General features: G+C 66.0%; 12 protein-coding genes and 1 tRNA gene. 6 read left to right on the plus strand and 7 right to left on the minus strand.

Features of this window, described 5'->3' with window-relative positions; genetic code table 11:
- The first annotated feature begins 47 nt into the window (after positions 1–47).
- A tRNA-Tyr gene (locus tag HZA32_15545) sits at positions 48–135 on the plus strand.
- Positions 136–193: 58 nt separating this feature from the next.
- On the opposite strand, the gene HZA32_15550 is transcribed toward HZA32_15545, so the two are convergent.
- From HZA32_15550 to HZA32_15565, 4 genes are all read right to left on the minus strand, one after another.
- On the minus strand, positions 194–2,743 hold the full coding sequence (locus HZA32_15550; GenBank protein ID MBI5425493.1) for a hypothetical protein: 2,550 nt from the start codon (positions 2,741–2,743) through the stop codon (positions 194–196).
- A gap of 139 nt (positions 2,744–2,882) precedes the next feature.
- Positions 2,883–5,390, minus strand: a complete 2,508-nt coding sequence (locus HZA32_15555) for an alpha-amylase (GenBank protein MBI5425494.1) — start codon at positions 5,388–5,390, stop codon at positions 2,883–2,885.
- 113 nt (positions 5,391–5,503) lie between these two features.
- Positions 5,504–8,329, minus strand: coding sequence for a TonB-dependent receptor (locus HZA32_15560; GenBank protein ID MBI5425495.1), 2,826 nt, complete (start codon positions 8,327–8,329; stop codon positions 5,504–5,506).
- A gap of 39 nt (positions 8,330–8,368) precedes the next feature.
- On the minus strand, positions 8,369–9,856 hold the full coding sequence (locus HZA32_15565) for a glycoside hydrolase family 28 protein (protein ID MBI5425496.1): 1,488 nt from the start codon (positions 9,854–9,856) through the stop codon (positions 8,369–8,371).
- Between the two features lie 191 nt (positions 9,857–10,047).
- On the opposite strand from HZA32_15565, the gene HZA32_15570 reads away from it, so the two are divergent.
- The gene (locus tag HZA32_15570; protein ID MBI5425497.1) at positions 10,048–11,574 is read left to right on the plus strand and encodes a sodium/solute symporter; all 1,527 of its coding nucleotides are present in this window, start codon (positions 10,048–10,050) and stop codon (positions 11,572–11,574) included.
- Here the strand turns inward: HZA32_15570 and HZA32_15575 are convergent.
- Positions 11,567–12,628, minus strand: a complete 1,062-nt coding sequence (locus HZA32_15575; GenBank protein ID MBI5425498.1) for a LacI family DNA-binding transcriptional regulator — start codon at positions 12,626–12,628, stop codon at positions 11,567–11,569. The two genes, HZA32_15570 and HZA32_15575, sit on opposite strands and share 8 nt — an antisense overlap.
- Positions 12,629–12,788: 160 nt before the next feature.
- Between HZA32_15575 and HZA32_15580 the strand changes: the two genes are divergently transcribed.
- On the plus strand, positions 12,789–15,542 hold the full coding sequence (locus HZA32_15580) for a hypothetical protein (protein MBI5425499.1): 2,754 nt from the start codon (positions 12,789–12,791) through the stop codon (positions 15,540–15,542).
- A gap of 81 nt (positions 15,543–15,623) precedes the next feature.
- A complete protein-coding gene (locus HZA32_15585; protein ID MBI5425500.1) occupies positions 15,624–16,961 on the plus strand; it encodes a pectate lyase in 1,338 nt (445 codons plus the stop codon).
- A gap of 15 nt (positions 16,962–16,976) precedes the next feature.
- Here the strand turns inward: HZA32_15585 and xylB are convergent, their stop codons facing one another.
- Positions 16,977–18,470, minus strand: a complete 1,494-nt coding sequence (gene xylB / locus HZA32_15590; protein MBI5425501.1) for a xylulokinase — start codon at positions 18,468–18,470, stop codon at positions 16,977–16,979.
- Positions 18,471–18,654: 184 nt separating this feature from the next.
- On the minus strand, positions 18,655–19,740 hold the full coding sequence (locus HZA32_15595; protein MBI5425502.1) for a LacI family DNA-binding transcriptional regulator: 1,086 nt from the start codon (positions 19,738–19,740) through the stop codon (positions 18,655–18,657).
- A gap of 158 nt (positions 19,741–19,898) precedes the next feature.
- Here HZA32_15595 and xylA point away from each other — a divergent pair, with 158 nt between their 5' ends.
- Together xylA and HZA32_15605 are read left to right on the plus strand one after the other, a co-directional pair.
- Positions 19,899–21,227: a xylose isomerase gene (xylA, locus tag HZA32_15600; protein MBI5425503.1), complete on the plus strand. Its 1,329-nt coding sequence runs from the start codon at positions 19,899–19,901 to the stop codon at positions 21,225–21,227.
- Positions 21,228–21,635: 408 nt separating this feature from the next.
- The gene (locus tag HZA32_15605; GenBank protein ID MBI5425504.1) at positions 21,636–23,141 is read left to right on the plus strand and encodes an MFS transporter; all 1,506 of its coding nucleotides are present in this window, start codon (positions 21,636–21,638) and stop codon (positions 23,139–23,141) included.
- Positions 23,142–23,147 lie beyond the last annotated feature (6 nt).

A 23,147-nucleotide genomic window follows, 5' to 3' on the forward strand; every position in this document is an offset into this window, starting at 1 on the left:
GGCAAACGCGCGCCGCTCCACCTACTTTGACCCCTCGTTCATTTGATGGTGGAGTATCCAAGTGGCCAAAGGGCGTTGACTGTAAATCAATTCGGCTCCTGCCGTTCGCTGGTTCGACTCCAGCCTCCACCACCACTTTAAAAAACCCGCGTCATCCTCCGGACGATGCGGGTTTTTCTTTAGCCGGCGGCGGTTACGGCGCGCCGACGAGGCCGCTGACGTCGCTCGTCACGAGCTTCGAGCGCACGTCTGAGTTTACCAAGGTCGAGCTGCAGCCACTGAAGGTCACGCCGTTGACGTGCCGCAGGTAATAGGCCCACGGCGGCAAGTCGCCGAACATGTTCGACTCCGGATACTGGCCGGGCGTGGCCTCCGGCGGCGCGCCGGGCACGCTCGTGCGGCCGCCTTCGAAGAGCACGTTCGCGTTCGTGAACGACAGGTTCGTGATCCGGTAGGTCGTGCCGTTGTAGACGTGGCCAGTGATTAGCGCGGCCTGGTGCGGCGAATTCGGCCAGTTCGTCGTCCAGCCCGTGACATCGGTGAAGGACACCGCGTTCATTGAACCGAGTTTCGGCACGTCGCCGACGGGATGAGTGGTGGCTTGCTGCGCCAGATACACGAAGAACGCGCTGCCCACGTTGGCGAACTCCACGCGCCGGAAGCGGATCTGATCCACGTTCGCGCCCTCGCGCGATTCGACGGCCATGGCGGCGTATTGGACGTCCTTCACGTAGTTGTCGTGGATATCCAGCGCATAGAAACCGCCGTAAGTCGCCGTGCCGAACTTGATGCCGTTCGAGCCACCCGACGTGCCGTCGCCACCGAAAACGGAATCGCGAATCGTCATCGTGTCGATGCCGCGCCGCACGCCGGTCTTGAGGCACATCGCGTCGTCGCCGCTGCGCACCTGGCAGCTTTGCACGATGATGTCGGCGCCATCGACGACATCGATGCCATCGTGGGTGATGTTGTTGCTCTGAAGGTTGATGTTCGAGATGAGCACCTGATCCGACTCCATGCTCACGAGGCTCCAGACCGCACCCTTCTTCAGGTAGAGATTCTGGATCGCGACGTTGTTGGAGAGCACCGACCAAATCAGCATCGGCCGATCGCCCTCGGCGCCGCCGAAGGAGTCGCCCTGCCCGTCGATCGCGCCGCCGCCGTCGATGCGCACTTGCGAGCGGCTCGGCACGTAGAGGAGCGCGCGCTTGCAGTTCTTGCTGACCTGCGTGTTGCCGGTGCCGGAGGCTTGCGCCGGATAATCCGCCGCGTTGGCGCTGCCGAGCAACGTCGCCGTTGGATCGATGAAGAACGTCATGTTGCTGCCCAGCGTGAGTGTGCCGGTGCGATAAGTGCCGGCCGTCAACAAAACCGAGCCGCCGGTGCCGGCGCAGGCGTTGATGGCGTTCTGGATCGCAGTCGTGTCGTTGGTCGAGCCGTTGCCCGTGGCGCCGTAGGTGCGCACGTCGTAGACCGGCGTCGGCGCGGCGCCGATGAAGGTCGCTTCGTTGTAGATGCGGACGCCGTCGACGTAGAACGTGCCGGTGTTCGTGCTGTCCATGAAGAAACTCACCTTGTTCACGGACGCGGTCGCGGCGCGCAACGCCTGGTCGTTCATCTTGCGCACGCCGTCGACGTAGAGGTCGAACTTGTCCGTGCCGGTGTCGACGACCACGCGCACACGATACCAGACGTCGGGCTCGAACGCCTGCACCGTTGTCTTCGTGCCGCCGACGTAGGCCTTGATGTTGCCGTCCTCGAACAGCACGGACGCGACGGTCGTCCCGCCGCTGTTGTAGATGTAGGGCAAGGCCCGTGCGCCCGCGGTCTCACGCGCCATGACATCCGCCTCGAAAACCACGCGTCCGCTCTGATCGGCGACCGTGGTGGACAAGCTCGACGTGCCCGACGTGTTCAGCTTCTGCACGCGCACGCTCTTGTCGTCGGCAAATGGCACGGTCTTCACGCTAACCGATCCGCCGCCCGTCGAAACGACCGACCAGGGACTCGCTGGCGTCGAATCGGTCACGAGCGTATCGAAGCGATCCGCGAACACCGCCGATGGTTCGGTGTAGACGCGCACTGTATCGACGTAGAACGTGCCGGTGTTCGTCCCATCCATGAAATAGCTCAGCGAAGCCACGTTCGTCGTCGCGCTCCGCAGCGCGGCCTTGCTCAACCGCTGCGCACCGTCGACGTAGAGGTCGAATTGATCGGTGTTGGTATCGATCACGAGGCGCAAGTGATACCAAACGTTGATCGCGAAGCTCTGCACCACCGTCGACGTGGCGCCGACATAGGCGCGGATATTGCCGTCCTGAAACGCGACCGAAGCGATCGTCGTCCCGCCGCTGTTGTAGACGTAAGGCACCGCGCGAAAGCCCGCCGTCTCGCGCGCCATCACGCGCGCTTCGAACACGACGCGACCGCTCAGGCTGCCCAGTGCCGTCGACAAGCTCGACGTGCCTGACGTGAGCAGTTTCTGGACGCGCACGCTTTTGTCGTGGGCATTGAGCTCCTCCTTCACGAGCACGGAGCCGCCGCCGGTCGACACCACCGTCCACGGACTGCCCGGCGTCGAATCGGTCGTGAGCGTGTCGAATTTCTGGTTGAGCGAGAAAACGTTCGCGGCCCGCGCGGGAACCGTCGTCGCGAGCAGGGCCAACGTCGTCAGTGCGAACAGCCGGGCGAACGCCGGCCGGAAGCGCCCGCATGCGGGCGCGATGACACAGGGATTTTTCATCGGGGTGATGCGCCGCACACGGCGGCGCTGGGGTGAGACGGCCGCGCCGCCGTGACAGGCGCGCAGCCGAGGGGTTGATGTGAGCGCGTCCGGTCTACGCCGACTGCACCCGTCTTAAAGCCCCGCCGAAGGGAAATTGTTACCTCCGCCGCACGCGCACGGGAGCGCTCACGGCAGTGCCCGCGAGGTTGTGCGCGATCACTGAATAATTTCCCGGCAACGCCTCGCTGGCGACCAAGTGCAAAGTCGCACTCGTCGCTCCGGGGAGCACTTCGCCATCGCGCAGCCACTGGAATTCGATCGCTGGCGTGCCCACAAATTCCGCCACGAGCACCAAACCCTCGCCCGCACCCAATTCGCGCGCGGCCGGCAGCGGCGTTTTCAAATGCGGCGTCTGCGCTCCGCGGATGCTGCCTTCTGGCGGCGCGCCCGACCAAGTGAACGACGCGCTGCGATCGACCGCCACGTGTCCGCGCAGATCGCTCACGGCGGCGGAGAAAACAACCGTCTCTCCCGGCGCAATGTCGGGCGGCGGCTGCCAGAAGACGCGATACGGCGGCGCGTCGTCCGTGCCGATCAATTCGGACTGCCCCGGCCGCGAGGCGCGCGTGAACGTGAAAGTCACCTCAGCAACGTCATCGCTCCCGGCCACCTCGGCGCGGATTTCCTGACGGAGCGGGAAAATGGTTCCTTCGATCTCGCGCGAGCCGTTTACGAGCGTCGCTCCCGCCGGTGGCGCTACCAGCGTCACGCGCGGCGCCGCTGTAGACTCAAGCGGCCGCTTGGCACGCCAGAGACCGAACTGCAGGGGCGCGAGCGTCACCGTTGCGCTGCCGGACGCGTCGAGCTCCAAGTCGCCGGCCGCCTCGCTCGTGGCGGAGTCGAAAAGCCCGGCGAATCGCGCCCGCGCCGGCTGGCTCGTTGGCACTCGCGTCGTGACCGTGTCGGTGCGCGAGTTGTTGAACACCGCCAGATATTCGACGCGCTCCGTGCGATCTACGCGGGAAAACGCGAAGACATTGGGCGAGTCCGTCGCCCGCAGCAGCATCGCACCCGTGCGCAGGGCGGCGTGTTGCGCGCGCAATTTCGCGAGCGCGGCGACCAGGCGGTAAAGCGGGTGTTGCGGGTCGAATTTGTCATCGGCGCCGGTGCGCTGGGTGCCGAGCAACGTCGCCTGACGAAATTCGCCGGCCTGCGCCGGAAACATGTCCTCCCGCGCGTGATCGTGGTCGCCGCCGCGCCCGATCATGCCCTGCTCATCGCCGTAGTAGATCACGGGCTGCCCGCGGGAGAGGAGCAACAGTCCGTGCGCGAATTTCGTCAGATCGGTCAGCAGCGCCGACGACGCGGTCGGGTTGTCCGTGACGAGATTGAAACCGAAGCGACCCGCGTCGTGATTGCCGAGGAAAGTCGTCGTCGAATGCACGTTGCTGTCGTGGTCCGTGTAGTAGTCGTCGCGCTCGAAGAAAGCCCGGAGCGCCGCGGCCGATTCCGCCCGCGAAACGTAGGCGCGCGCGGCACCGCAGAAGCCGAAATCGAGTGTCGCATCCAGCGGCCAGGCGACCGAGAAGCCGCTCAGGTAAGCCGCGTCGCCGCCCTGCCCCACCACTTCGCCGAATTCGAGGAACTCCGGCCGGCCGCGCGCGCGGGCGGCAGCACGCATGGCCGGCGCGAAGGCTTGCCAGAACTCCGCGTTGACGTGCTTCGCCGTGTCGATGCGGAAGCCGTCCACGCCGATGTCCTCGATCCAATGGCGAAACACCTCGATGAAACCGCGCACGACGCGCGGATGCTCGGTCATGATCCCGTCGAGGCCGCGAAAATCGCTGTAGATCGCCGATTCGGGCGCGGCTTTGCTCAAGTCGCCGCGATTGTGGTAGAGCGTCGGGTCGTTGAGCCACGCGGGATTCTTCACGTTCTCCTGCCCCGGAGGCACGAGCGGACGGCGCGGGAAACTGCGTTCGACCGAGAGCGCGGGAAACGCCGCGGGATCGTTCAAGCCGTTGTAGGCCGCCGCACGGAGATCGAACGGCTGCCCTGCGGCGTCGCGATACGGGGCCGTCTTCGTGTCCACGTAGTCGGTGCCGTCGGCGTAGCGAATCACGTCGGCGGTGTGGTTCACCACGATGTCCATGGTGACGCGGATGCCGCGCGCGTGCGCGGCGTCGACGAACGCCTGAAACTCCGCGTCGGTGCCGAGGTGCGGGTCGATGTGCAGGAAATCCAGCCCCCAGTAGCCGTGATAGCCGGTGGTTTGCCGCCCATCCGGACGCGTGCGCACCGCGAGATTGCGGAACGGCGGTGTCACCCACACGTCCGTGATCCCGAGATTCTGCAGATAGTCGAGCCGCGCGGTGAGGCCGACGAAGTCACCGCCGTGAAAATGAGTGAGCCGCGCGGGATCGAATCCGCTCGCCGAGTCGCCCGCCGGCAATTCGCCGCCGTCGTTTGCGCTCGTCCCGTTGGCGAAGCGATCTGTCAGGACAAAATAGAAAGTCTGTCCTGCGCCCGGATGCGTGAAGCGCGGCACGACGACGGGTGCGGTCGCAGCATCGGTGGACGGCGTCGCGCACGCGGCAACCGCCCCGAGCGCCACGGTGACAACCAAGCTCACGGTCCGGCGGGAAACAAAGGGGAGATCGGGCATGAGCGTCGTGGGTTGCGCGGCAGGTTGATCGTCGCGGGTCAGGCTGAGAGAACCAGTCAAAACGAGGCGCGGCCGGACGCCCCCACGCGTCCTGGCCGCGCCCGTGTAACCAATCAGAAGCGGTAGTTCGCGCCGAGCAGGTAGGTCCGGCCGTAGCGCTGGAATTCCTCGATCTGCGCGTGGGTCTCGCGATAGGTGCGGTAGGCCGAGTCGGTGAGGTTGTAGGCCTGGAGAAGAATGCCGAGGCCCTTGAGCTTGCCGTCGCGGAACGTGTAGCCGACCTGGGCGTCCACCACCGCCTCGCCGCTCACGAAACGCAGCGCGCGCGTGTTGGCGAAGGCCGTGATCTCACCGACGAAATCCGAGCGCCAGCGGCGGCTGACGCGGGCGGAAAATCCGCTCTTCTCGTAGTAGAACGTGAGGCTCGAAACCGTCTTCGACAGACCGGGCAGCATCACGTTGGAGCCGATGTTGGTGTTATCGATCGTGATCGCGCTCGAATTGCGCGACACGCTGCCGACGAAGCCGAAGCCGTTGAGCGGCTGGGCGACGAGTTGGAGTGGCACGGACACGGTGAGTTCGAGGCCCTTCAGGTTGCCGCCGCGACCGTTGAGCGGCTGGCTGAAGCGACCGAAGGGCGTCGTCACGGTCGGATCGCCGGCGGTGAACTCGGAGAAGTCGTAGTGCTCGGTCGTGAGGTCGAAGACGTAGCTCTTGATGTCCTTGTAGAATCCGGCGAGTGCGACGTAGCCCTTGGTCGCGAAATATTTCTCGTAGGAAATGTCGAAGGCGTTCGCGCGCCACGGATCGAGGCGCGGATTGCCGCCGGTGGCGCTGGGCTCGCCGTTGACGCCGTTGATCGAGAAATCGAGCGAGGCGCGCATCTGGTCGAGACGCGGACGCGCGACCTGTTTCGCGGCGGCGACGCGCAGCACCTGTTGGTGCGGCAGTTCGAAGGACAGGTTCAGGCTCGGGAGCACGTCGGTGTATTTCTTGCCGTCGGTGCGGCGCTTGAGCTGGTTCGCGAGCACGGGCTCGCGGCGGTCGACGTAGTCGGCGCTGGAGGATTGATCCACGCCGATGACTTGCGCACCGAGGTTGCCGCGGACGTGCACGGCGCCGAGCATCGAGTCGATGTTGAACTGCATGTAAGACGTCGCGAGGTCCTCCATGACCTTCCAGCGTTTCGAAGCGAGGTCGGCCGCGGCGCCGGTCGACGAGCCGATGCCGGACGTGCCGTAGCCGGGGTTAAATGGCGCGTAGTTGACGCCGAGCGCGAGGATCTTGGGCACATTCCAGCTCAGCGCCGCGGGCGTGCCCGCGAAGGCGAGTGTGGAATTCGCGAGCAATGCATCGGACGCGACGGAGAGCGGGAGGTCGGTGGTCTTCTCGATCAGGCGCTGCTCGGGCTGGTCCTTGACCTTCTGGCGGTCGCCGTAGTTGAAGCCGACTTCGACGTTGTCGAAGAATTTGCTGAGGCTGCGCGACGCGGTGACGCGGTAGGAAGTGAGTTCGTCCTTGATCGAAGGCACCTTGCCGTAGCCCGCGCGGAAAACCGTCGGCCCGATCTTCACGGTGCTCGGGTCGGCGTAGTTGAGGCCGTAGGAGACCGTCGGGAAACCGTCCGGCGTGAGATCGTAGGTGACGGTGTCGCCGACCGGCGCGTTGGTGGCGGAGCGCTGCGAGGCCTGCGTCTCGAGGTTGAGCTCGTGACGCTCGGCCTTCGAGTAACTGATGTCGCCCGTGAGCACCCACTTCGCCGTGCGGTATTGGCCGTTCCAGCCGATGGCCGAGAGTTTGTCGGTGCGGTCGTTATACATGTTGCGCACCGCCGGGTAGACGTTCGCGACAGTCGCAGAGAGCAGCGCGTTGTTCGAAAGCTTGCCCGGCGTGAAGGCCAGCGCCTGCACGGGCAGAAACGGTGCAGTGAGGCTACCGCGGTTGCCGTCGAGTCGGGTCTCGATGCCGCGGTTGGTCTGTTCGCGGCGGAACTTGGAATAATAGGCGTCGATCACCGACGTGAATGACGCGGTCGGACGCCACTCGAGCACGCCCATGAAACCATCGCGCGTGTTCATGCCGCTGCGGGCAAAAGTCTTGATGCCGCTGGTGAGCGTCGTGCCGGGCACGAAGCCGTTGCGGTTGGCGTTAGCCTGCTGGTTGGTGGACCAGCCGTAGGTGCCGAATTCCTGGGCGAGAATCGGCGATTCCATGTGCGCGTAGCCAAAGGCGACACCGATGGTCTTCTTGGCGAATTGATCGACGTAGGTCGCGCTGATGCGATTGCCCGTGGTCTTCGAGTCGGCGCCGAGGTTGTTGAGGGTCTTGCGCTCGCCGCGGACGTTCACCGCGATCGTGCGGTGATTCAGCGAGAGCGGGCTCATCGTGCGCAGGCCGATCGTGCCGGAGAGGCCCTGGCTGATGAGGCTGGCGTCGGGCGTCTTCTGCACGAGCACACGGTTGATCAGCTCGGAGGGATATTGGTCGAACTCGACGCCGCGATTGTCGCCCGTGCTCACTTGTTCGCGGCCGTTGAGCAGTGTGGTCGCGAAGTCCGGTGCGAGACCGCGCACGGAGATGACTTGCGCCGCACCGTCGACACGCTGCGCAGCGAGGCCGGGCAGGCGCGCGACGGACTCGGCGATGCTCACGTCGGGCAGCTTGCCGATGTCCTCGGCGGTGATGGATTCGACGATGGAGACGGATTCCTTCTTCGCGGCGATCGACGATTCGATGCCGGCGCGAATGCCGGTCACCACGAAGGTGTCGAGTTGCACGGTGGCGTCGTCTTTCTGGACAACGGGCACCGGCGATGACGTGGGCGTGGTGGAGCTCGACGGAGCGGTCGTCTGGGCGGACGCGAACACGCCGGCGAACGCGGCGGCCGCGAGCGCACTGGCGCGCCGGATGCCGCGGGAGGTGACGGGGGTGATTTGCATGATGGCCTCGGGGGTTAGGGGAAAATCAGGAGCTCGCGCTCAGAGCCGGATCGGGAGCTTGGCGGTGCCTTCGGGCGTCGCTGGCGGGTGCTCGGGCAGCGTCTGGCCGTTGACGTGGACGTTCTCGAGTCGCAGCGACACGGCATTGCGGAGAAAGAGCGGCTCCTTGGCGTGCGCGATCGAAACATTGCGCAACAGCACGTCCTCGATCGGGGACTGCGGCGTGCCTTCGGCGAACACGGCGTAGTTGGTCGCGTTCGCGCACGTGACGTCCTCGATCACGAAATCCCGGTAAGCCGTCGGCGCGTTGCCACCGCGATAACTGTGGTAGTTCGTCTCGAAGCGCACGACGCCGGCCCGCGACAGATCGATGGCCACGCGCCGCACGCGAACGTTCTCGATGAAGCCGCCGCGGTCCGCGTTCGACTTGAAATAGATGCACGACTCGCCCTCCTCCACCCGGCAATCCTCCATGAACACGTGGCGGACACCGGCGGACATCTCGCTGCCGATGCACAGCGCGTTGATCTTCGACTGGAAGACGCAGTGGCGGATGACGACGTTCTCGGTGCGGCGGCCGTCGCGCCACGCGTCGGCGTCGCGTCCGGCCTTCAATGCGATGCCGTCGTCGCCGGTCAGGAACCGGCAGTTTTCGATCAGCACATCCGTGCACGAGTCGGGATCGCAACCGTCGTTGTTGATCAGCAGGCTCTCGACCGTGACGCCGCGCACCGTGACGTTCGTGCAGAACGTCGGGTGGATGACCCAGAACGGCGCGTCCTTAAAGGTTACGCCCTCGATGAGCACGTTCCGGCACTCGTAGGGCTGGATCAAACTCGGGCGCAGGTAATAGCCCTCGCCGAACTGCCGCTCGGCCAGCGGCGCGCCCTCGGCGCCCATGCGGCGACTGATCTCCTGGCCACGATCCTGGAGCTTCGAAATGTCCATCGCCCATTGGCGAAATTCCTGGCGCGCGTTGCCGTCGATCGTGCCACGCCCGGTGATCGCCACATTCTCCGCGCCACGCGCGTAGATCATCGGCGAGTAATTGTGGAGAATCACGCCCTCCCAACGCGTCAGCACCGCCGGCAGAAAATCCGCCGGGCGACCGCTGAAGCGCAGCGTCGCGCCCTCCGCGAGGTGCAGATCGATGTTGCTCTGGAGGTGGATCGGCCCGTTGAGGAGGTAGGTGCCGGCCGGGACGACGACATGGCCGCCGCCAGCCGCGACGCACGCTTTGATCGCCGCGCGCACGGCCGGGAGGCTGTCGGTCTTCTCGTCGCCCTTCGCCCCGAACGCCGTGATGTCGAACTCGCGGGCGGGAAACTGCGGGGGCGTGATGCGCGCGAGAATCGCGGGCACGTCCGCCCAATCGAGCTTCGGCGCAGCGGTCGCGGCGAGTGCCGGAAGCACCAGCACGCCGGTGGCAACGAGCACAGCGCCAAACGAGCGGCGGAAAGGCCAGGCGTGGGTTGCTCGGGCGAGCGCGCGGAGGGGTGAAGGGATTTTCAGCCGCGAAAGACTCATGCGGGGTGGTCGGGGTGGAACGGCCCTCACCTCTGGCCGACCCAGGCGGGGAGTAAAGGGACCGCGGAGGTAAATTGTTACCCAAGGAGCCTCGACCGACACTGCGAAGCCACGCGGTGTGCGCGCCGCCACGCATCGATGTTGCATGGTGCTGGCACGCGGGTCAGGGTCCCGCGCGTTTTCCCCGCGCCATGTCCGCCGCCCCCGCGCTCGCCTCCGCCACGTTCCACTCCTTCGATTGGGTGGACTACGCGATTCTCTGCGCCTACCTCGCGGCGAACCTGTTTCTCGGCTGGCGGCTCTCGCGCCGCCGCCAATCGTCCGAGCACTACTTCCGCGGCGATCGCCGCGTGCGCTGGTGGGCCGCCGGCATCAGCTTCTACGCCACCGCGACCACGAGTATCAGTTTCATGGCAGTGCCGGCGAAAAGCTACGCGACCGACTGGCGCGCGATCGGCTCGGCGCCGGCGCAGGCGTTCGCGACGCTCGTGATCGCGTTTTGCTTCGTCGGCGCCCTGCGCCGCCTGAACATCACGACGGTCTTCGAGTATCTCGACCGGCGCTTCGGCGCCGAGGTTCGGCTGCTCGGCGCGACGCTGAGTGTGTTGCTGAAGGTGTTCGGGCGCATGAGCGTCGTGATGCTGCTGCCGTCGCTCGCGCTCGCATCGCTCACCGGCTTCAACGTCTATGCGTGCATCGCGCTGCTCGGCGGCGTGACGGTGGCTTACGCGATGCTCGGCGGGTTCGTCGCGGTGCTTTGGACCGACGTGTTTCAATTCGTCGTGGTGTTCGGCGGCGTCGCTCTCGCGTTGTGCTACATGGCGGCGGGCGTGCCGGGCGGCTTCGGCGGCATCTGGGAAATCGGCCTGCGCGAGGGCAAGTTGGCCGCCGTGTCCTGGGAATGGAATTTCACCGATCCGACCGTGTGGGTGTTCGCCGGCCTGATGGCGCGCACGGTTTTCTTCCAACTCAGCGACCAATCGCTGATGCAACGCGTCTTCGCGACGGCCGATGAGCGCGCCGCGCGGCGCACGGTCGCGCTCGGCGCGCTGCTCGGACTGCCGAGTTCGGTGCTGTTCTTCTTCGTCGGCACCGCGCTGTTCGCCTTCTACCGCGGTCACACGCCGCCGCCGGCCGACATGGCGAACGACGCCATCTTCCCCTACTTCATCGTCAACGAACTGCCGCACGGAGTCGTCGGGCTGGTCATCGCCAGCGTGCTCGCCTCGGCGATGGGTGCGCTGAGCAGCGACGTGAACTCCGCCGCCACGATCGTCGCCACCGATTTCCTGCCGCTCTGGCGCCGTGAGCCGAGCGACTCGATCCGGCTGCGCGTCGCGCGCGTCGCAACCGTGGCCGCCGGCTGCGCCGCGACGGCGATGGCCGCGTATCTCGCCAGCCTGAATGTCCCGTCGCTTTGGGATCAGGTTTTGAAACTCGCCGCGCTGATCGGCGGCGGTCTGCCCGGCGTATTCGCGCTCGGCCTGCTCACCCGCCGCGCCAACTCTCCCGGCGTCATCGTCGGCGCGCTCGCCAGCATCGCCGCCACCGCGGGCCTGCAAATGTTCACGAGCATCAACCCGTTCTTCCAGGGCTTCGCCGCGCTCGTGACCTGCGTCGTCACGGGCTACGCCACCAGCCTGCTGTTCCAACGCAGCCGCCCGCCGCGCGATTTGCGCGGCTTGACGCTCTGGGATCTGTCGCGAACCGCTAAATGACGTGGTGCCCGGCGCGCTCGTCCGCCGGCAAATAGTGCAGCGTGTGGCCCGGGTGCCATTTGCCCTCGATCGTCAGCGTGATGGGATCCTCGGGCACGCCGCACTCGTTCCGCTCGACGAGATCGATGAGCTTGTCGACGGCCACGCGACCGATGAGCCGCGCATTTTGGTGAATGCCGGTGATCTGACTCTCCGGATCGTGCACAGAGAGGCTAATCAGGCCGAGATCCTCCGGCATGCGCAATCCGCGCGCGGCGAGTTGCTGCATCTGCTCCTCCTGCAACAGTGAGATCATCACGTCCGGCTTCTCGCGCCGCACCCAGCGCCGCACTTCGTCCGCATCCCAGGTCTGGTAAAGCAATGAGCGCACGCCGGTATCGAAGCCGAGTTTCTCGCGCTCGATCATGAACGCCGCCTCCCAACGATGCTCGAGCCGCTGGCAAAGCGGCCCATCCATCACGAAACCCGGACGCCGGTAGCCGTTGCGGTGGCATTCGTGCAGCGCGAGCATCATCGACTGATAGTGGTCGTTCGAAGTCCGATGGAACACCGGATGCGCGATGCTCAGACCGTGCGCCACGACGGAAAAATACTCCCACTTCAGGTCGATCTGCATGCCGAGACGCGGCAGCGGAGTGAGAAACACGCCGCGCACACCGCGCGCGCGCAGCATTTCGCTGAACCGCTGGTTGCTCATCCCGTCGCGATACAGCCAAAAATGCGACAGCTGGTAACCGCGCGCCGTCGCACGCTCCGTGGCACCATCGAACAAGAGCCGCAACAGCGGCGACGGCATCTTCGTCCACCCATCGTGCGTCTGGAATGCCGTCACGTAGGCGAGCACCGGCTGCTGCGCGCCGCTCGTGCGCTTGCGGCGGCGCGTCTGCATCAGGGCGGAAACAAAAGGATGAGTGCGGTAACCCATTTCCTCCGCAAGCCGCAGCACCTCGGCGCGCGTCGCGGCGGAAATGTTGCCGCGACTGCGCAGGCATTTCGACACGGTCGCGACCGACACCCGTGCCCGCTCCGCCACATCTCGCATCGTCACTGGCATACGTGAACACGCCGATAGCGCCCGGCGGCGAAAAGGGAACCTCAATGTCACGCGCGGCGGCATTTTCGCTCGGGAAGCGGGAAAGGTAACGATTTGCCTTCCGGCACCCTTTTCGCGATCCATACCGCCGACTAGGAGCGTGCACCCCTTCCCTGCCGCCGTGAATCGCCGCGAATTCATCCGCAACACGTCGCTCCTCGCCTCCGCTCTCGTGCTGCGCGCGCGAGGCTCGACCGCGATCACCGCCAGCGCCAGCCCAGACCTGCTCGACGGCCTGAGCGATCACGGCGACCTGCGCCTGCCGGCGTGGGGACCTTACACGAAGCACCTCGCCGGCATCTCGCACCTGCCCGATCCGTCCAGTGGCCTGCGCTTCGATCTCTCCGTGTTCCCCGGTCTTTATCGCCGCCGCCAACCGGTCCCGATGGTCACCTACGACTCCGGTTTCCAGCCTTGGAGCGCCGCCCCGGACCTTTCGCACTACACGTTGAGATATCCGCTCGGAGGGCTCGAAGAGTTCTACGTCGATGTCGCTTTTCGTCAGGAAGCCGGCGGCACCGCGATCCGCGCGCACCTCGTCAACGACACCATGGAGCCGCAGCAACTCTCGCTACATTTCCTCGCCTCGATCCATTTTCCCGAAGCCGGTCCGTATCGCCAGCCGCCGCTCCGCGCCGCGAGCGTTTCACTGCCGGAAGGCGCCGAATGGATCGATGGCTCGAACTATCGATCGCTCACCCTCGATGAGGAGGCCCCGCAGCGGCACTTGCCGGACAACGCCGAGATCTGGGGCGAAGTTCGGCGCGATGGCTGCGTCAACGGCGTCGCGCTGGCCGGCGGGTTCGGTCGGAAAACCGGACAGCACGTCCGCTACGCGCGGCCCGCGAATTTCTCGCCGGCGGACACGGTGGCGTTGCTCCGCTATCGCTCCGCCTCCGGCGCGCGCACGCACCTCCGCTGCGCAGGGCTCTACGCCGCCGATCTCGCGCTCGACGGCGACGGTTCGTTCCGGATGGCCGAGATTCCGCTTGGCGATCCGGCGGCGACGGAATTCGCGCTCGAAGTCACTGCCGGCAGCGAGGTCGAAATCGACGGCTTCGCGTTGGTCCACGCGAACAACAAGGTCGGCGTGGCGTTCCATGTGCCGCCGCTCGACTACCGCCCGCAAGTGACGGCGCTCGACTCGTCGTCGCTCGCCCTCGCCTACGGGGCAGCTCCCGGCGTTTACGGACTCGCGTGGGAATCGGCCGACTCCGAGGTGCGCGAGTGGCTGGCCGACCGCATCGAATACGACTTCCCGCTCTACACGCACGAGCACGTGAAGCGTCGGTTCGAACTCGGAGGCGAACGCCACTACACGAACGTCTTCGTGCGTCCGCTTTTCCTCGCCCCCGGCGAGCGGCGCCAATTCTCCGCGTTCGCCTGCCACGAAGCGGATCTCGCCGGGGTTCGCGCAAAACTGGCCGAGTTCGCCGCGAGACCTCATGGCGACCGCGTCGCCGCTCTTTCTGCTGTGCCGCCGCACACCGCGGCCGGGCGCGTTTTCGCCTACGGCATCGAACGCCTCGCCGCGACCGTGGCGACGAACGTCGTCTATCCCGTGCGTCGCCGCGGAAAATTCATCCGGCACTACACGCCGGGCCGCTGGTGGGATTCGCTCTACACGTGGGACTCGGGTTTCATCGGTCTCGGCCTGCTCGAGCTCGATCCCGCCCGCTCGGTCGACAATCTCGCCGCCTATCTCTCGCGCGCGGACGAGGACGCGGCCTTCACCTTTCACGGCAGTCCCGTCCCGGTGCAGATCTACCAACTGCACGCGCTGTGGAACCGCACGCAGGACACCGCGCTGCTCCGCCGTTTCTTCGCGCCCGCGCGCCGCATGCATCGTTTCCTCGCCGGCCGCAGCGAAGGCTCCACCACGCGCAACCTCGACTCCGGCCTGCTGCGCACGTGGGACTATTTCTACAACTCCGGCGGCTGGGACGACTATCCCCCGCAGAAATTCATCCGCGGCACGCCCCTGACCGCGAGCACGACGCCTGTCGTCAACACCGCGCACGCGATCCGCACCGCGAAGATTCTCCGCAGCCTCGCCCCGCTGCTCGACGAGCCTGCCGCCGAATTCGACCGCGACATCGAGGAATTTTCCGCGGCGCTCCAGCAACACGCGTGGGACGCCGAGAGCGGTTGGTTCAGCTATGTGCGGCACGATGCCGGAGGCACGCCGCTCGGTCCGCTGCGACACGACAGTGGCGCGAATTTCAACCGCGGTCTCGACGGCATCTACCCTCTCGTCGCCGGCATCTGCACGGCCGAACAGCGTGCGCTCTTCCTTGGTCGCCTGCGCGACCGCCGAGTATTCTGGACCGATGTCGGCCTCACCACCGTGGACCAAAGCGCTCCCTACTACCGCGACGACGGCTACTGGAACGGCACGGTGTGGTTCCCGCACCAGTGGTTTTTCTGGAAAACCCTGCTCGACCTCGGCGAAGGCGACTTCGCCTGGCAGGTCGCGGAGACCGCGCTCCGCACGTGGGAACGCGAAGTGCGCGCGACCGGTTGCTGCTTCGAGCATTTCATCGTGAAGAGCGGCCGCGGCGCCGGCTGGCATCAATTCGCCGGGCTCACGCCGCCACTGCTCAGCTGGTTCGCCGCCTATTTCCGCCCCGGCACGGTGACCGGCGGACACGATTGCCTGATCCTCGAGCAACACACGACCGCCGACCGCATCCGGGCCCGACTTCGTTTCCCGACGGGCAACACCATGGCTCCGGTCGTGCTCGCGGTGGTCGATGCCGCCGCCGAATCCGCGCGCTGGAACGGCTCGCGCGTGTCAGCGCGGCCACGCGCAGCCGGCACGCTCGAGATCACCCTGCCACCCGGCGTCGGCGAGGGCATTCTCGAGATCGGCTGAGTGGTCGCTCCACTCTCGCGCCTACACGTTCCAAAACGCTCGCCGCATGGCCGCGCCGCCGCTAGATCTTGTCCCGCTCGCATGCGCCCGCGATCACCGCTCCTCCTTCTCGCGTCGCTCGGCGCAGTTCTGAGCCTCGCGCGCGGCGCACTGCCCGCCTTCCCCGGCGCGGAGGGATTTGGGACGGAGACTCCCGGCGGCCGGGGCGGCAAGGTCATGGCGGTCACCACGCTCGCCGCCGAGGGCCCCGGCAGTCTTGCTGCCGCGCTGCGCACGAAAGGTCCGCGCATCGTCGTGTTTCGCGTCGGTGGCACGATCCGCCTCGCGCGCGATCTCAATCTCGACGAACCGTTCGCCACCATCGCCGGCCAGACCGCGCCCGGCGACGGCATTTGCATCCGCGGCGGCGCGCTCCGCATCCGCACGCATGACGTCGTTGTGCGCCATCTCCGCTTCCGCGTCGGCGACGATCTCGCGGGCCCCGATCCCGACAACCGCGACGGCGTCGGCATCGGCAATCCGCGTGAACCGGTCCATCATGTCGTGCTCGACCATTGCTCAGTCAGCTGGGCGATCGACGAGAACGTTTCCCTCTGGCACCCCTGCCACGACATCACCGTGCAATGGTGTCTGATCACCGAGGCGCTCGCGCACAGCCTGCACCCGAAAGGCGCACACGGCATGGGGCTGCTCGTCGGCGATCACGCGCAACGCGTCTCGGTTCACCACAATCTTTTCGCCCACAACCAGGACCGCAATCCGCTCCTGAAAGGCGACACCTCCGCCGAAGTCGTCAACAACGTCGTCTACAACTGGCGCTGGTTCGCCACCGGTCTCACCGATCGCGAGGGCAGCGGCCCGCAGCGCGCCGACATCGTGGGCAACACCTACCTGCCCGGCCCGCAGACGCACAACCGCTTCGGCGTCGGCCTTGAGAAGACAATCCGGCCCGGCTCCGCGGTTTTCCTGCGCGACAACACCGTCGAAGGCGCGCCGTTCGACGCCGCACCCGACGATGAGTGGAAAGTCGCCGTCTCGCGCGCACCGTTTCGCGACCGCTCCGCCACGCCCACCGTGCCCGGGAGCGGCCTCACGGCCCAGTCCGCAGCGGACGCATTGCCGCAAGTTCTCGCGCAAGCGGGCGCCGTGCTTCCGCGCCGCGACGTCGTTGACGCGCGCATCGTCGCTTCGGTGCGCGAGCGCACCGGGCACACGATCAATTCGACCCGCGCCGTCGGCGGCTGGCCGGTCTACCGCTCCGCGCCGCCTCCGGCCGACGCGGACGGCGACGGCATGCCCGACGCGTGGGAGCAGGCCCACGGCCTCGATCCGCACGACGCGCGCGATGCTTCCGCCGCCGCGCCCGACGGTTTCACCTGGATCGAGTGCTACCTCGCCTCCATCGGCCTCACCGACTGAGCGGCGGCGCGCGCCTCAGCCGAAGTGCGGCCGCATCGTCACGCCAAGTGCGTTTTGCTTGGCTTGCAGCGAGCGGTAGAGTTTTGCCCGCGCCTTGTCCGGCACGCAACGGCTCGACTCGTCGAGCGCCACCGCGCGCGCGCACAACGCGGCGAGGTCGCTTTTCTCGCCGCGTCGACCCGCATCGCACCACGCCGCTTGCAGCGCACCGCCGAGCGCCGCGCCCTCGTCTTCGACCATCTTGACCACGGGAACACCGAACACATCCGCCATGATCTGCCGCCACGTCGCGGACTTCGCGCCGCCGCCGGTGAGGCGGATTTCGCGCGGCTTGATGCCGAGCTCACCGAGGCGCTGCAAGCCGTAGTTCATGCCCATTGTCACGCCCTCCATCGCCGCGCGCATCAGGTGGCCGGGCGTCGTGTTGTGCCGCGTGATTCCGAAAAGCACGCCGCGACCGTGCGGCAGGTTCGGTGTCCGCTCGCCGTCGAAATACGGCAGCAGCAGCAAACCGTCCGCGCCCGCCGCCGTGGCTGCGACCGCCGATTCCATCGCGGCATGATCCGCGCCGAAGAGTTGCCGCATCTGCTCCGTCACCAGTGTGACATTCATCGTGCACAGCAACGGCATCCAGCCGCCCGTCGATGAACAGAACGCCGCGATCTCGCCCTGCGGGTCGACGACCGGCTGCTTCGCGAACGCGTAAATGGTGCCGCTCGTGCCGAAGGACGCCGTCACGACGCCCGGCGCAACGTTGCCTGTGCCGATCGCTCCCATCATGTTGTCACCGCCGCCGGCGGAAACCACGACGTCCGCGCCGAAGCCCCAGCGCCTTGCCAGTTCCGGCTTCAGTGTGCCGGCGGCCGCGCGCGAATCGGAGATCGGCGGCAGGCAGTCGATCAGTTTGCGATCGATCGCCGCGCAGACTTTGGCTGACCAACGGCGCCGACGGACATCGAACAGCGCCGTGCCAGACGCGTCGCCGGCCTCCATGAAGTATTGGCCGGTCAGGTGGAAATTCAGGAAATCGTGCGGCAGCAGCACGTGACGCAGCTTTTTGAAATTCGCGGGCTCATGACGCTTCAGCCAAAGAATCTTGCCCGCGGTGTAGCCCGGTAGGAACGGCAAGCCGGTCTCGCGAATGACGGCCTTCACGCCACCGAGCTTCTTCGTCAGCCACGCGCACTCGGGGGCAGTCGAGGTGTCGCACCAGAGCTTCGCGGGACGGATGACCGCGCCGTGCTCGTCGAGCGGAACGAAACCGTGCTGTTGGCCCGAGATGCCGATGCCGCGCACGCGCGAGGCGTCGATCTTCGCCGCCACAGCGCCGATGACGCTCTCCATCGCCGCCGCCCATTCCTGCGGGTGCTGTTCCATGTGGCCGGGCGGCAGGCCGGCGATGAGGTGGTGGGGCGCGCGGGCGTCCGCGATCACGCGTCCGGTTGTGAGGTCGAGCGCCACGCACTTCGTGCTCTGCGTGCCGCTATCGATGCCAAGGTAGATGCTCATGGGAAAAATTTCAGACTCGAGGAAATGAAGGAGAAACCACGAAACACTCTAAACACACGAAAAGCAGGCCGAAGCTAAGTCATCGCTCGCGACCACAGCCCCCCGCTTGACGAATCGCTCTCCAGTTTATTCAGCTCCTCTCCTTTCGTGTGTTTCGTGTTTTTCGTGGTTGTCGGAAATCCGATCAGCGCCGCGCCGGGATCGGGCACGATGCGCCGTCGAACCACGTGCCTTCAACGAAGGTCGTCGTCGGAATCGAAGGCACGCCGAATTTGTTGTGGTGGAGCTGGCCGGCGAGGATTTCGACCGCAAGCGCGCCCACCGTCTCGTAGTTCTGGCGCACGCCGGCGACTCTGCCGTCGAAGCTGTCGAGAAACACGTCGACGAGCGCCACGTCGCGGGGCACGCGGAGCTTCATCGCCGCCAGGCACGGCTGCACGAACGAGGCCTTCGCGATGATCACCTCGGGCTGATGGCGCTCATACCATTCCTGGAAACGATCGAGCGGCGCGACGACGTCGGTCTTGGACTCGTTCATCCAATCCTCGATCGGCTCCGCGTCGGGGAACAGCAACATCGGCACGCGATCGCGCGTCGGCAAATTCGCCTGCTCGCAGAGGAATCCGGCCGACCACAGGTGATCGACGCTGTAGTTCCATCCGCGGTGCATCACGAAGCCGATGCGCCGGTAACCCGCCGCGATCACCCGCTGCATGGCGAGGCGGATGATGCTGCACTGGTCGTTCGTGACGTTGTGCAGCTCGGGCTTGTGCGGGAAATAGTCGATCTTCACCGCGCTGAACCGCTGCCACTCGAAGTGGATCGAGTCGTCCGCCTCGCGCTGGTGGGAGGCGATGATCACGCCGTTGATGCCGCGCGCGGCGAGGATGCCGCTGAGCCGACCGTGCGTCAGCCCGGGCTCGCGCATCCAGAAATGCTCCAGCTTGTAGCCGAGTTCCTCGGCCTTGGCGCGCGCGCCCTCGTAGAAATTCGGGTGCGCCGTCACCTTCTTCCAGCCCCACGCCGAGTCCCAGTTCGTGACGTAAGCCAGCGTCGACGGCGAGCGTCGCTCCATGTTGCGGCCGCGATAGGCGACGAGCGCGCGCAGCAACGGATCGGGCGTGTAGCCCATCTTGCGAGCGAGGTCCTGCAAGCGCTCGCGCGTCTCCAACGGCAGGCGCGGATGGTTGCGGAGCGCGAGCGAAACGGTGGTGACGTGCACCCCCGCGGCTTTCGCGACGTCAGCGAGCGTGGTGCGGCGATCGTTCATGGGGTGCGGGGTGCAGCGGCTTGTCTCTCGCGCGAGCGCACACCGCGCGCAAGCTCTCCTCAAGTCTAATGTTAGTTCCGACGGGCGATTGTGCAACGACGCGACTCGCGGAAATCTCGTCGGCGTCATTCACCTGCTGTAATCGATCTCTTTCTGCCATGAAGAAGACCCCTGAACATTTCCGCGGCATCGGCCGCATCCCGTATGAAGGCCCGCGCTCGGGCACTGCGCTTGCGTTCAAGCACTACGACCCCACCGAACGCGTCGATGGCAAAACCCTGAAGGAGCACCTGCGTTTCTCCATCGCCTACTGGCATGCGTTCCGCGGCGTGGGCTCGGATCCGTTCGGTCCCGGCACCATCGTGCGCCCGTGGGAGAGCGGCAAGGATCCCGTCTCCATCGCGAAGGTCCGCATGGACGCGGCGTTCGAGTTCTTCACCAAGATCGAGTCGCCGTTCTGGTGCTTCCACGACCGAGACATCGCGCCCGAGGGCCGCTCACTCGCCGAATCGAACCGCCACCTCGACAAGCTCGTCGCGCACGCCCAGCAGCTCCAGAAAGCCACCGGCGTGAAGCTCCTGTGGGGCACCGCCAATCTCTTCTCGAACCCGCGCTACATGTGCGGCGCCGCGACCAACCCCGACGCCCACGTCTTCGCCTACGCCGCCGCGCAAGTGAAGAAGGCGCTCGAAATCACCAAGGAACTCGGCGGCGAAAACTACGTCTTCTGGGGCGGCCGCGAAGGCTACGAGACCCTCCTCAACACAAACCTGAAGCGCGAACAAGATCACCTCGCGCGCTTCATGCACATGGCCGTGGACTACGCGAAGGCCATCGGCTTCAAGGGCCAGTTCCTCATCGAGCCGAAGCCGAAGGAGCCCACGAAGCACCAATACGACTTCGACGTCGCCAGCGGCATCGCCTTCCTCCGCACCTACGGCCTCGAAAAACACTTCAAATTCAACATCGAGACCAACCACGCCACGCTCGCCGGCCACTCGTTCCAGCACGAGATCGAGGTCGCCGCCGCCGCCGGCATGCTCGGATCCATCGACGCCAACACCGGCGACCAGCTCCTCGGCTGGGACACCGATCAGTTCAACACCGACGTCCGCGAGCTCACGCTTGCGATGGTCTCGATCCTCAAGGCCGGCGGCCTCGGCACCGGCGGCTTCAACTTCGACGCCAAGCTCCGCCGTCCCTCCATCGATCCCGAGGACCTTTTCCTCGCCCACATCGGCGGCATGGACGCCTACGCGCTGGCCTTCAAGGTCGCGCGACGCATCCTCGCCGACGGCAAGTTCGAGCGCTTCGTCGCCGACCGCTACTCGTCCTTCGACAGCGACTACGGTCGCGACATCGAGAAGGGCAAAGCGACCTTCCAGTCGCTCGAGAAACTCGTTCTCACCAAACTCGGCGAGCCCACGCCTCGCTCCGGCAAGCAGGAACATCTCGAGAACCTCCTGATGCAGTATCTGCACGGCTGAGCGCTCGCCACCGCACTCGGCTCCGCCCTTTTCGAAACGCGCGCCTCGGCGCGCGTTTTTGCTTTTTTCGCTCTCCCGCGCGGCGGTTTCGTCAACAACGTCAGGGGCCGCAAAAATCGCGAAATTCCAGAGCGCGCTTTCCCCAATCCGCTTCATCCCACGACGCACCCGCGCCGTTTCCTGCGCGTCCACGCCGTCAGCCTGCCGTAGCGCTCGCACCCTGTTTTCAACCGCCACCGAAGGCGGCGAGACGGCGCTGGCTCTAATGTTAGCGTCCACTGGAAGTTGCGCGCCCGGCGCGGGGCTTGAAGCTCGCTTCCGCTCGTTCATGCTGCCCCCTGTTTCCGGCGTCGCACAGGCTGCCGCTCCCCACCCCGCTGTTCGTTCTTCGCGCCGCCACCCCACCCCATGAGCACCCCTGGTCAAAAGCTCTCGTTCCTCGAGAAAGCTGGCTACAGCGCCGGCGACGCCGCCGCGAACTTCGTCTTCATGACGATGGTTCTGTTCCAGCTGAACTTCTACACCGACGTCTTCGGCCTCTCCGCCAACGCCGCCGCCGCCATCCTGCTCTGGCCGCGCCTCTGGGACGCCGTGTTCGACCCGATCATGGGCGTGCTTGCCGACCGCACGAACACTCGCTGGGGCAAATTCCGCCCGTGGGTCCTCTGGACCGCCGGGCCGTGGGCCATCGTCATGGTCCTCGCCTACACCACGCCCGTCGGCTGGAGCACCGGCATGATGATCGCCTACGCCGGCATCACGAACACGATCCTGATGACGCTCTACTCGATGAACAACATGCCCTACTCCGCCCTCGGCGGCGTGATGACGGGCGACCTCAACGAGCGCACCAAGCTCAACTCCTACCGCTTTGTCTCGGTCAACATCGCGCAGTTCATCGTCGGCGGCTTCACACTCCCGCTCGTCGCCAAATTCGCCGAAGGCCACGACCGCCAGCACGGCTGGCAAGTCACGATGACGATCTGGGCCGTCCTCTGCCTCGTCCTCTTCGTCATCACCTTCTTGACGACGCACGAACGCATCAAGCCGGTCAGCGAAGTGAAAAGCTCTCCCAAGCAGGACTTCGTCGACCTCCTGAAAAACGGCCCGTGGATCGCCCTCGTCGCCTACACCGTCTTCAATTTCGGTATGCTCGCCTACCGCGGCGGCGCGCACTACAATTTCTATCACCACTACGCCGACAAGGCCGCGATGTTCGATTTCGTCGAGAAACTCGGCCTCACCACACCGGAGCTCGCGCGCGGCGCCGGCCTGCTCGACTTCCTCGGCTACATCGTCCACGGCACGCGCGAGACCGCGGCCACGTCGAACGTCGCGGACGTGTTCAACAGCATCGTCAACATGACCGGCACCGCGACGACGATCGTGTTCATCATCCTCTCCGCCGGACTCTCCGCGCGCTTCGGCAAGAAGGCCGTCATCTTCGCCGGCTTCGGCTTGGCCGCGCTCAACTCGTTCGCCTACTACCTGCTCTCTCCCACGAACACCTGGGGCATGCTCGCCCTCGCCGTGATCGGCTCGATCGTCTACGCGCCGACCATCGCGGTCGCCTGGGCCATGTATGCCGACGCCGCCGACTACTCCGAATGGCAGACCGGCCGCCGCTTCACCGGCATGGTCTTCGCCACGATCGGCTTCTCCCTCAAGGCCGGCCTCGCGCTCGGCTCCGCCGCGTTCCTCTGGATCATGGCCGGCGCCTTCGGCTACGACACCAAACTCCCGTCCGCCGCCAACGCCGTGCACGGCTACTTCGTTTCCTCGAGCCTCATCGTCGGCCTCCTCTTCGCCGGCGGCGCGATCTCCATCGCCTTCTGCAAGCTGAACAAATCCCTCACGCTCCAGATGGCCGACGAACTCGCCGACCGACGCGCGAAAGCCGGCCTTTCCACCTGAGCCACG

The sequence above is a fragment of the Opitutia bacterium genome (assembly GCA_016217545.1).
GTDB lineage: Bacteria > Verrucomicrobiota > Verrucomicrobiia > Opitutales > Opitutaceae > Didemnitutus.